The sequence below is a fragment of the Acinetobacter halobius genome, from assembly GCF_044130335.1.
Lineage (GTDB): Bacteria > Pseudomonadota > Gammaproteobacteria > Pseudomonadales > Moraxellaceae > Acinetobacter.
Genome location: NZ_JBIQOD010000005.1, coordinates 182,072 through 195,993, shown reverse-complemented (window position 1 = coordinate 195,993; position 13,922 = coordinate 182,072). Strand labels below are relative to the sequence as shown.

At 42.2% G+C, this 13,922-nt stretch carries 13 protein-coding genes; 1 reads left to right on the top strand and 12 read right to left on the bottom strand.

Annotated elements, in window-relative coordinates; translation table 11 throughout:
- Positions 1–175 precede the first annotated feature (175 nt).
- Complete coding sequence (locus ACE01U_RS07085) at positions 176–1,891, top strand: cation:proton antiporter (protein ID WP_395579046.1); 1,716 nt, start codon at positions 176–178, stop codon at positions 1,889–1,891.
- A 58-nt stretch (positions 1,892–1,949) separates the two neighbouring features.
- Here ACE01U_RS07085 and ACE01U_RS07080 read toward each other — a convergent pair whose 3' ends face one another.
- The 12 genes from ACE01U_RS07080 to ACE01U_RS07025 form a co-directional block, all read right to left on the bottom strand.
- Positions 1,950–2,228, bottom strand: a complete 279-nt coding sequence (locus ACE01U_RS07080) for a hypothetical protein (protein WP_086209969.1) — start codon at positions 2,226–2,228, stop codon at positions 1,950–1,952.
- A gap of 105 nt (positions 2,229–2,333) precedes the next feature.
- Positions 2,334–2,837 carry a DUF6586 family protein gene (locus ACE01U_RS07075; protein WP_086209970.1) on the bottom strand — a complete coding sequence of 168 codons (504 nt, stop codon included), beginning with the start codon at positions 2,835–2,837 and terminating at the stop codon, positions 2,334–2,336.
- A 75-nt stretch (positions 2,838–2,912) separates the two neighbouring features.
- Positions 2,913–3,275, bottom strand: coding sequence for an ASCH domain-containing protein (locus ACE01U_RS07070; RefSeq protein WP_395579045.1), 363 nt, complete (start codon positions 3,273–3,275; stop codon positions 2,913–2,915).
- Positions 3,276–3,317: 42 nt separating this feature from the next.
- The gene (locus ACE01U_RS07065) at positions 3,318–3,578 is read right to left on the bottom strand and encodes an RNA recognition motif domain-containing protein (RefSeq protein WP_086209972.1); all 261 of its coding nucleotides are present in this window, start codon (positions 3,576–3,578) and stop codon (positions 3,318–3,320) included.
- Between the two features lie 98 nt (positions 3,579–3,676).
- Positions 3,677–5,665 (bottom strand): ATP-dependent helicase, encoded by a 1,989-nt coding sequence (locus ACE01U_RS07060; RefSeq protein ID WP_395579044.1) that lies wholly within the window; start codon positions 5,663–5,665, stop codon positions 3,677–3,679.
- Between the two features lie 154 nt (positions 5,666–5,819).
- Positions 5,820–6,971, bottom strand: coding sequence for a glycerate kinase (locus tag ACE01U_RS07055; RefSeq protein ID WP_291374299.1), 1,152 nt, complete (start codon positions 6,969–6,971; stop codon positions 5,820–5,822).
- A gap of 110 nt (positions 6,972–7,081) precedes the next feature.
- Positions 7,082–7,654: an HdeD family acid-resistance protein gene (locus ACE01U_RS07050; protein WP_395579043.1), complete on the bottom strand. Its 573-nt coding sequence runs from the start codon at positions 7,652–7,654 to the stop codon at positions 7,082–7,084.
- Positions 7,655–7,772: 118 nt separating this feature from the next.
- Positions 7,773–8,531 carry a hypothetical protein gene (locus ACE01U_RS07045; protein ID WP_291374298.1) on the bottom strand — a complete coding sequence of 253 codons (759 nt, stop codon included), beginning with the start codon at positions 8,529–8,531 and terminating at the stop codon, positions 7,773–7,775.
- A 1-nt stretch (position 8,532) separates the two neighbouring features.
- On the bottom strand, positions 8,533–9,339 hold the full coding sequence (locus ACE01U_RS07040) for an NYN domain-containing protein (protein ID WP_395579042.1): 807 nt from the start codon (positions 9,337–9,339) through the stop codon (positions 8,533–8,535).
- 105 nt (positions 9,340–9,444) lie between these two features.
- Positions 9,445–12,087 (bottom strand): type I DNA topoisomerase, encoded by a 2,643-nt coding sequence (gene topA / locus ACE01U_RS07035; RefSeq protein ID WP_395579041.1) that lies wholly within the window; start codon positions 12,085–12,087, stop codon positions 9,445–9,447.
- A gap of 36 nt (positions 12,088–12,123) precedes the next feature.
- Positions 12,124–12,573: an ammonium transporter gene (locus ACE01U_RS07030; protein WP_086209979.1), complete on the bottom strand. Its 450-nt coding sequence runs from the start codon at positions 12,571–12,573 to the stop codon at positions 12,124–12,126.
- Between the two features lie 70 nt (positions 12,574–12,643).
- Positions 12,644–13,633 (bottom strand): hypothetical protein, encoded by a 990-nt coding sequence (locus ACE01U_RS07025; RefSeq protein ID WP_291374297.1) that lies wholly within the window; start codon positions 13,631–13,633, stop codon positions 12,644–12,646.
- Positions 13,634–13,922 lie beyond the last annotated feature (289 nt).

The window sequence follows — 13,922 nt, the reverse complement described above, 5'->3', positions numbered from 1 at the left end:
TAATCTTCAAAGAAGCTAAAATTAAATAATTTTAGTTTTTTGGAAAAAACGACCTGTATCAGGTCGTTTTTTTTTGCTTTTTTTTCATTCGACTTGTTAAACTTTTAATCTCTTTTGGCACCGTTTGTGCTTTGCTTATTTTTCACCCTTAACTTTTTTGCTTAAGGAGTTTTTAGTGCCTCATGACGTAGATCTCATTATATTACTTGCTGTTGGCTTTGGGCTTGCGCTCATTTTCGGCTATCTTGCCGTACGCTTACGCCTCCCTCCACTCATTGGCTATCTGATTGCCGGTATTATCATCAGCCCCAACACCCCTGGTATTGTCGCAGACATGCATCTAGCGAACCAGTTGGCTGAACTTGGAGTCATGTTCCTCATGTTCGGTGTGGGCATGCACTTCTCTCTGAATGATCTATTACAAGTTCGACGCATTGCCTTACCTGGTGCAATTTTACAAATTGCTGTGGCAACTCTACTTGGTATAGGTGTCAGCATGCTCTGGGGGTGGAGCTTTGGTTCTGCACTGGTTTTTGGTCTCTGTTTATCCTGCGCAAGTACAGTGGTATTACTCAAAGCCCTAGGAGATCGCGGTCTACTCAATTCAGTTAACGGTAAAATCGCTGTTGGCTGGCTTTTGGTTGAAGATCTAGTCATGGTCTTGGTGCTGGTTTTATTACCTGCAACAGCGGTCTTACTCGGTGGCGAAGCTTTTGCAGGCAGTGAAAATACCAACATTTGGCTTACCCTCGGCACCACCCTACTTAAAGTGGCTGGTTTTATCGCTTTTATGCTGATCATCGGGAAACGTCTGGTTCCAATGATCATGCAGTTCGTCGCTCGCCTTGGTTCACGTGAGCTCTTTACTTTAACCGTAGTGGCTGCCGCGGTATCCATTGCTTTCGGTGCTTATAAAATTTTTGGTGTTTCCATGGCGCTGGGCGCTTTCTTTGCAGGGATGGTCGTCAAAGAATCTGACTTTAGCCATCGTGCAGAAGAGGAAACTCTCCCTCTACGTGAAATTTTTGCCATTTTGTTCTTTGTTGCAGTGGGCATGTTATTTGACCCACGCATCTTAGTAGAACAACCTGTGCATGTGCTTGCTGTCGTTGCCATTATCATGATTGGCAAAACCATTGCAGCTATGGCACTGGTGCTCTTCTTCCGCTATCCCATCAATACAGCTCTCACTGTAGGGGCTTCACTGGCACAGATCGGAGAATTTTCCTTCATCTTGGCAACGCTTGGGGTTTCACTCAAACTTCTGTCTTTAGAAGGACAAAACCTGATATTGGCAGGCGCTTTGATCTCCATCACTTTAAACAGTTTTGTGTTCTCTGCCATTGAGCCTGTACAACGTTGGATTCGTGAACGCTCTCATTTGGCCCGCTTACTGGAACGTAGTGGGGATCCACTAGCAATGTTGCCTGATGAAGTCTCACAGGACTATTTACGCGACCAAGTCGTGATTGTTGGACATGGTGAAGTGGGACGTCGTATTACCAAACAATTAATGGCCGAAGACATTAAAGTGGTGATTGCGGAAGAAAACCGTGAAATTGTAGAGAACCTCCGTGAGAAAGGCATTGCGGCTGTTTCTGGTATAGCAACCGATCCTGGAGTACTGATTCAAGCCCATATTCAACATGCGCGCCTGTTGGTACTTTCTCCAATGGATATTTTAGATATTCATAAGATCGTAGATATTGCCAAAACTCTCAATCCTGAGATTCAGGTCTTGGTGTGTGCAGAAAGTAAAGAAGAAGCCGAAGTAATTCGTCGTGACAACATTGGTGAAGTGTATTTTGCCAAAGAAGAAATGGCAAAAAATATGAGCAATCATATTTTAAATCAAATTCAGATTGCGCATCATCAGGCACCCACCCACTAAAGAACAAACACGAGATACAAAAAAAACGCACTGTTCAGTGCGTTTTTTCTTATTCAGTTTAGCTCAAGAACTGTGGTTTTTCGTCTACAACTTCAGCTTGCCACTCACCCACTTGCTTTTCAAGTAAGGCGTATAAAGCCGCTTGCACCATATGCTGTGCAACCACAGTCGCTTGATCACCCAATAGGGCTTTGACTTCATCATTAAATTGTATCGTGACTAAAGGCGCACTTTCAGAACCTGCGTTACGTAGTGCCAATTCGCCACCTTCAAGTTGAACCAATTCCAAAATGGCCTCTTGATTTCCAAATAATTCTTTCAACTGTTCTATAGACATATTTCCTCCATGTTCAACATGGTGGCAAAGGCAGTTGCACTTTGCTTCGCTTAGACTTATTGATATAAGGACAAATTTTCAAACTTCAAGCGCTGGTCATCGCTTTTAGAACTCGACCATCTCATTCCGGAAGCCATCAATCAAAGCCGTCAAGTCGCGGTGCCACTCTCTTAGAATTTTGGTATCAGGTAACCATGCTTGCGGTGTTTGCGTCACTTTAATGATCAAGTTCGATGATGTTTCAGACTCTGGTTCAGGACTCGTTGGTTCTGGCGCATACTGGCATAAACGATAAGCACGCTTTAACTCTGCGATAAACCCTTCTTTTGATAACTGCTGCAACACCGTTACCTCAGGTGAAACTTGTCCTTTAACTGCCATTTGTTCCTCAATAGATTTCAAGGTCGGGTTAAAGTCATTTAAGCGGTAGTATCTTACCAATTCCTGTAAAAAGGCCAGTACAGCACCGTGTAAATGAAAGACGGCTGCTTCACGGTGCGCCTGCGCTTGCTGCACATGATCGTTCTGCTCAGCTTGTTGACAGGCAAGGCGAGCAAAATAGAGTTTTTGATTGGTACGATCTGCATGATAGCGGGCAACACGGGTCATGAATGGTGTTCCTAATGTTTGGCATTTTTTACAAAGCCAAGATTAAACTTTATGCACAGCAGTGCATAATGAAAATTATGCATGATCTATTTCAATAAAATAAATCTTTCTTTTGGCCATAGCGGGAGTCTGGACAAGCATTGGACGTACATTACTTAATACCCAAGCCCAATATCCTTCGTCCCAATATGATGCCATAGCCACGTCAAGCTCATCCTCTTTCCACGGATGAATCGCCTCAACATCGACCATAGCCACAGCATATCCTAACTCTTCATCACCCTCTTGTGTCAAATAATGCTGATTTTCAACAATCAATAAATCTTTCAACGGCAAATGTGTAGGGCGCCAAGAACGTATTTCTAAAGTCTTTTTTCCTTGTGCAATGTATTGCCCCATCGGAGCAACAATAGATAATGCTGGGTAGATTTTTTTCATGCTTGACTCAATAAAAAAGGAGCATCAATTGCTCCTTCATACTTATGCTTCTGGCTTCTCAGGCTTATCTTCCGCCTGTTTCACACGAATACCGCTACCATGCAAACGCAATGTGTTTAAGCCTTTAATAGCTTTAATCGCCTCACGTGCATGTGGCATGTCCACAAAAGCGAAACCTTTCGATTTACCTGTAGCCGCATCCAGCACTAAAGTACATGATGCAACTGTGCCGTATTGTTTAAACAACTCAAGTAATTCTGCTTCTGTTACTGTACGTTCTAAACTACGAACTAAAATTTTCATTCAACAACCTTCAAAAATAGGCAAAATCATCAAAAAGCAATCGCCTACGCTACTTTCTGAACATTGCACAACAAATACCACAATGTAATCAGTTTAGTTTAATCGAGATTAATCCCAAAATCTAAATTAATCGACTGTCGTTCAATCAGTGCACTTTTAACGGTTTGCTGACGGGGCTTATGATGGGTTTCCATGCTACACAAATTTCGGGTCAAATCGTTCAAAAAATAACTTTCGACTTTCCGTCCTTGCTCATCAATCATATCTCGCGCCCACAGACTTAAATTTTGCTTGGTCAAAATCAGCTCATTCTGGGCACGGGTCAGTGCCACATACAAGACCCGACGCTCTTCTTCAACATCATTAAAATCACCTTGGGCACGAGCATGCGGATATTGCCCTGGCGTGACATTAACGACATAACATACTTTTTGCTCTGTACCTTTGGCCGAGTGAATGGTAATCAGGGTGACGACATCCGTATCCGACTGTCGTTCGATTTCAGAAATAGACACTGGATCAAGTACATATTCCTCAAGAAATTCACTCAACTGGGTATGTTTAGATGCCAATTGCTTCACTAACTCAAAGTCACCTTGGCGACGGTTCCAGTCTTTTTTATAATTTTCTGCCAATTGTGCTTCAATCGCCTGAATACCCAAACTGACGCAAGCCTGCACTTCCTGTTTTAGTACCGTCATTTGCTTCATGATCAACACGCTTTCAGCTGGAATTCGCCCAAATTTCTCTAATTTATCAAAGATCAAATCAAACTCAGGCTCCAGTAAAAGTTGCTGAGCGAGACGACTTGCCCCCACATCCCCCACCCCATTCCACAGGGTAAGAAAACGCATCCATGCAATATCATCTAGAGGATTGGCAATCACACGTAGCAGGCTCAGTAAATCTTTCACATGCGCGGTTTCAAGCAGTTTCATGCCCCCAATAAAACGATAGGGAACATTGGCCGCAATACACGCTGCCTCAATATGCCGTGCTGCAAAGCTGGAACGCACCAAGACCATGTGATCCGACCAGCGCTGTCCTTGTAAATAATGGCGCTCTTTAATGTCGATCGCAATCCATTTTGCTTCATCAAATTCATTTGGGAAAATGTGCATGCGAGGCTTTACACCCTCACCCCGATGAGCATCTAGGCGTTTATTATATTGAATCTCCGATTGATCAAGCAGCCAATTAGAAAGGTCTAAAATTTCTTGAGTGGAACGATAGTTTTGCTCCAATTTAAACACCTGAGCATTCGGCACACGGTCTTTAAAATGGTGAATATTTTCAAAATCTGCCCCACGGAAACCATAGATTGACTGCGCATCATCCCCCACACAAAACAGGCTCACTTTGTCTTTAAGCGGTTCAAGCAAGGCCCACTGCAAAGGATTGGTATCCTGCATTTCATCGACCAACATGTGTTTGCAGAGCGATGCCACATAGTCGGCTAAACCGTCTGACTGATCGAGTGCTGAGGCCACGATTGCAAGAATATCGTCATAATCTAAAAAACTACGGGCACGTTTTCGTGTCTCATACTCTTTCATGATTTCCGCAATTTGATCTTTAAAAGCCAAATGCTCAGGATGCTGTTTTTCTAAGGCATCACTCAACTTTTGACGCGTATTTCGTGCAAAAGAATACAGATCACACAGTTCTTGCGGTTTAGGCAACTGATTGGGATTTTTCTTATCATCTTTTCCACGAATCAGGCGGAACATCATCAACTGATCATCACGATCAATAATTGAAAACTGCTCTAAACCAAAGGCTTTCGGTACGCGGCGCAGCAGATACATACAAAAAGTATGAAAAGTAGAAGCGCGCAGCCCTTTTGCCTGCTCACCTAAAGCCAACTCCACTCGCGCCACAATCTCGCTGGCTGAACGACGGGTAAAGGTTAAAATCTGGATTTGGTTGGCTGGAATCCCTTGATCAATCAGGTACGCCGCTCGCGCCACAATAGTTTTGGTCTTGCCACAGCCAGCCCCTGCAAGCACCAGACTGTGTTGTGACTCAGTCGTGGCAGCTTGTTTTTGTTGCGGGTTTAATTCATCAATTAGGCTGGCTAAACTCATAATCACTCATCAATTCGTGGATGCTACTAGTTTAACAAATCTATGACGTCAATATGAGCCTACAACAACGATTATCCATTTCTGTCAGAAATACATCTTCAAATTTAGGCCAAGGCCTTATGCTCGAATCAATTACCGACTCAAATATTTTAAATCAAGCTTGCTCAACATGATTTAAAAGCAAAAGTCGAGTGATGTCCTCACAGCTGTTTTGCAAATGCTGTTCTGCATTTTTCAATGCTGTAGCTAAATCACAGTCGGATTCATTGATCGAAACAATTTGACTAAAACCTTCATCAAATAATGACTCAATATCCTCTCCAACACGTCCAGCAAAGGCAATCACTGGTTTATTCAACTGTTTGGCTAACTGAGCCACTGCCCACGGCGTTTTGCCAAACTTGGTTTGGAAGTCGATACTGCCCTCACCAGTGAAGACATAATCAGCTTGCTTTATTTTCTCAGCCAGTTGGGTTTGCTCAATCACCCACGTCGCACCTGACTGAATCTTAGCACCTGTGAATGCCATTAAGCCAAAGCCTAGTCCACCTGCGGCCCCTGCCCCTGCAACATTACGTATCTGCATATTCAGCTGTGTTTCCACCACATGTGCAAAGTGACTCAAGTTTTGATCTAACTGCTCAACCATCTCTGCACTCGCCCCTTTTTGCGGGCCAAATACATATGACGCACCCTGTGCTCCACACAGCGGATTAGTGACATCGGAGGCAATCAAAACTTGAACCCCTTGCAAACGTGGGTCTAAAGCCTGCATCTCGATCCGTTCAATCTCTTGTAAATGACCACCACCAACGGCCAGTTCAGCCCCTTGTACATCTAAAAACCTGATTCCAAGCGCTTGAGCCATGCCACTGCCTGCATCATTGGTGACACTGCCTCCGAGTGCCAAAATAATTTTTGACACACCTGCGTCCAAGGCATGCCGAATCATTTGCCCCGTTCCCAAAGTTGTGGTTAGGAGTGGATTCCGTTGCGTAGATTCAAGCAGATGAATCCCATTGGCTTTGGCCATTTCAATAACAGCCGTTTGCCCACCATCAAATAAACCCCAATACGTTTTAATTCGTTGTGATGGCAATGGCCCTGTTACCTCACATTCGACTTTTTGACCCGCTAATGATGTGAGTAAGGCATCAACCGTACCTTCACCACCATCTGCCATGGGTACATGTATACATACCGCATCAGGGATTATTTTTTGAATCCCACGTTGCATAGCTGTACAGGCCTGCTCCGCAGTCATGCTTTCTTTAAATGAATCGGGCGCAAGTACAAAAGTTTTCATCGTGTGAAATATTCCATAAATTATATTTGCCAGCTCTCAAACTTAAATAAAAAGAGTGTTGAAATATAAAAAGAGTGCTAAAGCACTCTTTTTTTGTTCAGATTAATCATTTAGGCATCTGCTGAACTTTTCGGGACTTCTCTTTTGATATAAGAAGCTAAAGAAAGATAGTTAATCCCTTGGAATAAAATATCGAATGCTAAAAATAATCCCAACACCCAAAATGGAGCATCTGGGGTAGTTAAAATCATAATCCCAGCGATTAGGGTTAAAATACCTGAAAAAAGTGTCCAGCCCCAGCCTTGGAATGTACGAAATAGTATCGCATTAAAAATACGAATCACGCCTGCAATGACCAGGAATACGGCCAAAATACTGGTCAATACAACGGCTGTTTTGACTGGTGTTGTGAAAGCATAATAACCCGCAACCCAATACAACACACCAAACAGCGCCCATAACCAGCGAAAACTACCCTCAAAAATCTTAAAAGCCGCAATCAAATGCAGAACACCGCCTAACATCATCAATACACCAAAGATAAAGACTGCAGATAAAGTCGCGAGAGGTAGCGATGCAAAAAGGATTAAACCAAACAAGACCAATAAAATCCCTAAGCCCAGATACCACTTACGGTTTTCATGCAGTTGATGGCGAACTAAATCATTACCTACTGTTTTCATATTCTTCTCAAGTCTGATTTCGTTCATTTAGTTTTAACATGTTTTTCAACAGACTTGTAGGCATGAATTTATCCACATAAGCACACTGGATTGTGGATAAATTCGACATTATCCACAGTTACTTTTTCCAGCCAATTTCTATCGCGGTGATCTCATTCACCAAGGTATCATCAATCGTTTCTGGCATTTTACTTTGTGTTTGCGAAGTTGGTATGTGTCCAGCCATAAGCTCAGCTTTCGCTTGTGGGAACAAGGGCTGCTGATTTGGATATGCATAACCTACAGGATACATCGGTTGCCCAGTAGCTAAGTCATATTTATCACTGGCACCAAAGGCATGTAAAAGCTCATGTGCAAGCACCACTTTGTTTTGCTCTGTTTGCTTGGTCGATGCAAATAAATTCACTGAACCAATACGCCCTTTTTGCAAAGCTGTTGAGTGTTTCAGTTCTTTGGTCAGTGCAGGGTCATAATAGTTCAAATACAAAGTAACAGCTGGTGCGCCATCTGAACCTTGATGATTTTTCCACGCATAATAACGGAACTTTAAACTCCACATTACAGTATCCAACAAGCTCGCCTGCTCAGGTACTTTAGGTGGTAACTGCTTGAGCTCGCGTCCAAGTTGGAAATAAATTGAAATCGGCTGGCCACGATATTGTGCTGACATCTGCTCTAAATAGCCTTGTACCCCTTGTAAGTTTCCAAGGTTCAGTTGCTGAATATATTGCTGAGTTGTAGCCTGTCCATCTGCATTCACTGGATGGAGTAATACAATAATGGGCTTGCTCCAATCTTGATTTTGATCCCGATAAGCATTCAAAGCAACCACCAATAAAATCAGCAACAAGATTAAAATACGAATTTTTTTCCACATATTATAAAGTACTCTGTTTTTTCATTTTTCTTAAATACATCTGACTCATTTCTATTTTAGTTTCAAATAAGTTAAGTGTCTTGATTAGGCCTGATAGTTTTGCTCGACCATAATTTCTGGAGTCAAAATCAGGTTTTACAGCGCTAATATATTGTCCAACCATACCCAAATTAGCCCAACCATTTTCATCTGCATTATCCTTAACTGCTTTATAAATTAAATTTAAGGTTGCTCGATCAACTGTTTCAGGTGAAGAATACTCCTTGGATTGAGTTAATGCTTTTTGTTCAACGGTTTTTAACGTTTCTGTTAACTTCTTGTCGGTAGGCTCAGAAAGATACTCTTCTTCAATATTCTTAAGATAGCTATCCACAATTAAATTTTCAACATAAATAAATTTATCGCATGCTTTCTTAAATGCTTCTGGTGTTTTCTTTTTTCCAAAGCCATAAACACTTAAACCATTTTCACGAATCCGAGATGCTAAAGGCGTAAAGTCACTATCACTGGAGACGATACAAAATCCATCCAAAGCCCCTGCATAAAGTAAATCCATTGCATCAATAATTAGGATCATATCCGTAGCATCTTTACCTTTTGTGTAGGCAAACTGCTGAACTGGTGTAATTGCATGTGGTAAAAGCACTTCACGCCAATTTTTTAGAGTTTCACTACTCCAATCCCCGTATACACGCTTTACGCTAGCAATACCATATTTAGCTACTTCTTCAAGTACTGATGGAATTGCACTAATTGATGAATTATCAGCATCAATTAATACGGCAAACTTTTTTGTTTGTATGTCCACGTATACCCCAATATGCTATTTTTTATAAATTATGATTAAAGGATTGTGACATAAAAAATGCCCACCAAAGTGAGCATTTCTTGATTATTTCTAAGCAATTAAAACTTAAGCCTCAACCCATTTTCCATCATTGAACACCAATGACCATTTGGTTTGCTTGCCTTCAGGCGTTTCAGAGCCAATATATTGCGCTTGATTCTTACGACTAAACTTCACAAGTGTTGGATTGCCTTCTGGATCAACATCAGGTGCTTGCAAAATAAACTGATACTTTGGATCAAGCTGATCAGCCACCGTACGCAATTCAGCAACCTTCGGAGCACGTGTTTCACGTACTTTCGGGAACTTACTTGCAGCTAAGAACAGACCCGCCGCACCATCACGCAGGACAAAAAAGTCATCATGCTTGGTTGAACGTAGATGTTCCATTTTAATCGGGTCGACACGCGGAGGTGCAGGTTGACCACTTTTCAGTACTTTACGCGTGTTGTCACAGCTGTTACAAGCAAAGTAAGGGCCAAAACGCCCTGTCTTTAACTGCATTTCGCCATCACACTTATCACATGGAATGGTTGGGCCATCATAGCCTTTGATTTTGAACTCACCTTCTTCAAGCTCAAAACCAGCACAATCAGGGTTATTACCACAGATATGTAATTTACGACCACCATCAATCACATAGCTGTCCATTGCGGTTTCACAAATCGGACAACGCTTTTTCGACATCAAGTCTGCTGTTTCTGCTGCATCATCGTCCGAGAGTGCTGCAAGTGATTCAACTGGTGTTAAGTTCAACGTACCTTTACAACGTTCTTTCGGTGGCAAGTTATAACCTGAACACCCTAAGAACACACCTGTAGTTCCTGTACGAATCTGCATAGGACGGTCACATTCTTTACAGTGAACGGCTTCGACTTCAACAGGTTGGTTACGGCGCATACCGCCCTCACCTTGAGCATTGGTCAGTCGGTTTTTGAAATCACCATAAAAACTGTCAAGCAACTCTTTCCAATTACGCTCACCATCTGCCACTTTATCCAACTGACCTTCTAGATCCGCGGTAAAGTCATAATTCATGAGGTTATTGAAACTTTCATCCAAACGATCTGTAACAATCTCACCCATTTTTTCTGCATATAGACGGCGGTTTTCTAGTTTGACATAACCACGATCTTGAATGGTTGAGATAATCGCCGCATACGTTGATGGACGGCCAATCCCTTTCTTCTCAAGCTCTTTCACCAGTGACGCTTCGGTAAAGCGTGCAGGTGGCTTGGTAAAGTGTTGCGATGGATCGAGTTTTTCAAGTTTGAGGATTTCACCCACTTTGACCGCTGGCAATAACACATCGTCATCTGACTTGTTTTGACCACGGACTTTGGTGAAACCATCAAATACCAGTGTGCGACCTTTGGCTTTAAGTTCAACACCGTTGGCATCGACTAAAATAGTGGATGACAGGTATTCTGCTGGGGTCATTTGACACGCGACGAATTGACGCCAGATTAGGTCATACAACCGCTGAGCATCACGCTCCACACCCACTAAACTGTCACCTTTTAAAGCCACATTTGATGGACGAATCGCTTCATGGGCTTCTTGTGCACCCGCTTTGTTACCATAGCGGTTCGGCTTAGCAGGCAGATACTTTGCCCCAAACTCTGTCTCAATATGATGACGCACCATATTCACGGCATCGTCGCTCAAAAAGGTCGAGTCGGTACGCATGTAGGTAATAAAACCCGCCTCATACAAACGCTGCGCCAACATCATGGTTTTCTTCACTGAGAAACCCAGACGTGTACTCGCGGCTTGTTGTAAAGTCGAGGTGATATACGGCGCACTCGGATTCACCTTGGTCGGCTTATCCTCACGTGCTGACACTTTGTAATCTGCGTCGTTAATGAGCTTCAGTAAAGCATCGGTATCGGCTTTATTGCGTAATTTTAGGGTTTTACCCACTTGCTTAACCGCCTCTAAACGAATGTCATCCGTCTGTGATTTGGTATCTGCAAAAACTTGCCAATATTCTTCTGGGACGAACGCACGAATTTCACGTTCACGTTCAACCACCAGTTTCACAGCAACAGACTGAACACGACCAGCAGACAAACCGCGAGCAATTTTTTCCCAAAGTAATGGGGAAATCATAAAGCCAACAACGCGATCTAAGAAACGACGGGCCTGTTGCGCATTGACTTTATCAATATCAAGACGTGCTGGATGTTTAAAAGCTTCTTGAATGGCATTTTTGGTAATTTCATTAAAAACGACACGTTGGTAACGAGAGTCCGCACCACCAATGACCTCTTTAAGATGCCATGCAATGGCCTCTCCCTCACGGTCCAAGTCCGTTGCGAGATAAACCTCGTCAACCTGCGAAGCAAGCTTTTTCAGTTCAGCAACCACATGCTCTTTGCCTGGAAGCACTTCATAATGAGCTTTCCAGTCATGTTCAGGGTCAACCCCCATACGATTGACCAAGGCATTCTGTGCTTTTTCAGCTTTCTGAGCATCGGTCAGTTTGGTTCGTGTCGCTGGCTTTTTTTCTGCAGTCTTACTTGAGCCACCTGTCGGTAAATCACGAACGTGACCAACGGAAGACTTCACAATGTAATTCGAGCCTAAATATTTATTGATTGTTTTCGCTTTTGCAGGCGACTCCACAATTACTAAAGCACGTTTTTTCCCAGCCTCAGGAGAATCTGCTGTAGTACTTTTGGATGTGGAGCGAGGAGCTTTCGCCATATTAACCGTTAATCCTGTTTCAATGGGTCTGTAAAATTAAAGTTCAGCCAAAGACTGTAAATATGCTTTCATGGCATCTAACTGGGTTGCTCTTAAGTCAGAATGTTCATCCCAATAGATTCCCACGCAGTTTGCTTGCATATCAATAGCATAAATACCCTTTAATTCAATGGGTAAATGTTTAAACTTGTCATCACCTGTAATGAGCTCAAGCTGCTGATCAACAACACGAGCACGCATTAAAGGTAGGCGTGCATCTGGAATCAGGACACTGTAGTACGCCACCATACTGGCACGGTTCTCCGATGCCATCGGTATTTTCGTCCATTCAGGTGCCGCAACTAAACGTGGGTGCAAGCCCATCTTGCGTGCTTTTTCTCGCATCTCCCCCAAAGCTTTTTCTCTTGGACTCACACGAAGTCCAAAAATCGAGCCGAGAACGAACAAGATAATAAATCCAGCAACCCAAATTCCAATATTTTCCATAGCACAACCTTTTTATTCCTTTATTAGAGTTGCATAAGCACAATATAAAACGCAAGTTTGAACGATAAAATTAATTTAAGAACATTTCATGACTATATAAAACTTCATGTCCATTCCAATAAATATAGCCTTTATCAAGCAACTCTTTCAGTAACATACGTACATCTGACTTCGGAAACATTTGCTCAAGCAAATCACGGAGTGCATAAATATCTTTAGGTTTATTGGTTTTGAGCTCACGCAATTTGCGTGCGACCTCAAGCTGTACGGGGTCAATTTGAGCAAAATTTTTAAACAACGCTTGTTGTGCTGACAAAGTTTCCACAACAGGTTCAACAGTATCACTCTCATCATCTTTTTTTAATTGCTGCAATACCTGTTGTAACGTTTTCGGTTCAGTAGCCGAGTCTTGTTTTTCGATATTCAATGCCAACCATTGTTTCAATACTTTTTTACGGAAACTGATTTGCTCATCATAACGCTTCACAATTTTTAGGTTGATCAGCATCCCGACCACTCGTTGGGTCTTTTCAGGTACGAGTTGCAAAATATTACTGATTGAGTTTTTTAAACCATCCAATGTGGTTGGTTTACCTGACATTTTGCCCAAAGCATCACAATATTTTTTGACCATTTTCAAGTAGGGCTGGTTTTGAATAGTTTCTAAACTTGGAATCAGTCCTTTTACCGTTTGCAAGTCTGTCTGAATTTGGATCAAATGACAACTGATCTGAGAAGACTGCATCAATGCCAACAATAGCTCAGCTGTACTGACAGCAGAAATAAGTTCAACATGCGTCTCAGGTTCAAGTAAAGCCATTAACTGCCCCACAACAACCGCATATTCATATTCTTTTTGTTCGGCTTTTGGCGTTTCTAATACCACCACTTGACCGCTACTGATCCAACTTGCCAATTCAGTTAAATCGGACAATGCATATTCAAATTGACCTTGGCAATTAAACAAATACACAGTTGGATAGTGCTCCATTATTTCGCGCAAAAGCTTTGCCGTAGGAACATTATTTTCAAGATCAAGAAGTACAACTTTTGAAGTCATAGGGCCATTTTTATGGGATACACCAGAAAGCACGTATTAGAGTCGGAACTGCATCAAAGGTCAAATGATTTTGACGAATCCTAAACCTTGATGTGCTTTTTGGTGGTATAGATCTGTTGATATAGATCATTAGAAAAGTGCGAATGCGAAAATAATATGAAGCTATATTTTACTTACGCTTTAGACTCATTCAGTTTTGAGTCAGCTCTGTACGTCTATTATCAAGCCAATGTTGGATTCCAAAAAAGATCAACACCAAAATGGACACACATACAATAAATCTGAGAAT

Coding starts and splice junctions, on each gene's coding strand:
- ACE01U_RS07080 (WP_086209969.1), bottom strand. CDS start 2,228: ATGTCTATAGAACAGTTGAAAGAATTATTTGGAAATCAAGAGGCCATT.
- ACE01U_RS07075 (WP_086209970.1), bottom strand. CDS start 2,837: ATGACCCGTGTTGCCCGCTATCATGCAGATCGTACCAATCAAAAACTC.
- ACE01U_RS07070 (WP_395579045.1), bottom strand. CDS start 3,275: ATGAAAAAAATCTACCCAGCATTATCTATTGTTGCTCCGATGGGGCAA.
- ACE01U_RS07065 (WP_086209972.1), bottom strand. CDS start 3,578: ATGAAAATTTTAGTTCGTAGTTTAGAACGTACAGTAACAGAAGCAGAA.
- ACE01U_RS07060 (WP_395579044.1), bottom strand. CDS start 5,665: ATGAGTTTAGCCAGCCTAATTGATGAATTAAACCCGCAACAAAAACAA.
- ACE01U_RS07055 (WP_291374299.1), bottom strand. CDS start 6,971: ATGAAAACTTTTGTACTTGCGCCCGATTCATTTAAAGAAAGCATGACT.
- ACE01U_RS07050 (WP_395579043.1), bottom strand. CDS start 7,654: ATGAAAACAGTAGGTAATGATTTAGTTCGCCATCAACTGCATGAAAAC.
- ACE01U_RS07045 (WP_291374298.1), bottom strand. CDS start 8,531: ATGTGGAAAAAAATTCGTATTTTAATCTTGTTGCTGATTTTATTGGTG.
- topA (WP_395579041.1), bottom strand. CDS start 12,087: ATGGCGAAAGCTCCTCGCTCCACATCCAAAAGTACTACAGCAGATTCT.
- ACE01U_RS07030 (WP_086209979.1), bottom strand. CDS start 12,573: ATGGAAAATATTGGAATTTGGGTTGCTGGATTTATTATCTTGTTCGTT.
- ACE01U_RS07025 (WP_291374297.1), bottom strand. CDS start 13,633: ATGACTTCAAAAGTTGTACTTCTTGATCTTGAAAATAATGTTCCTACG.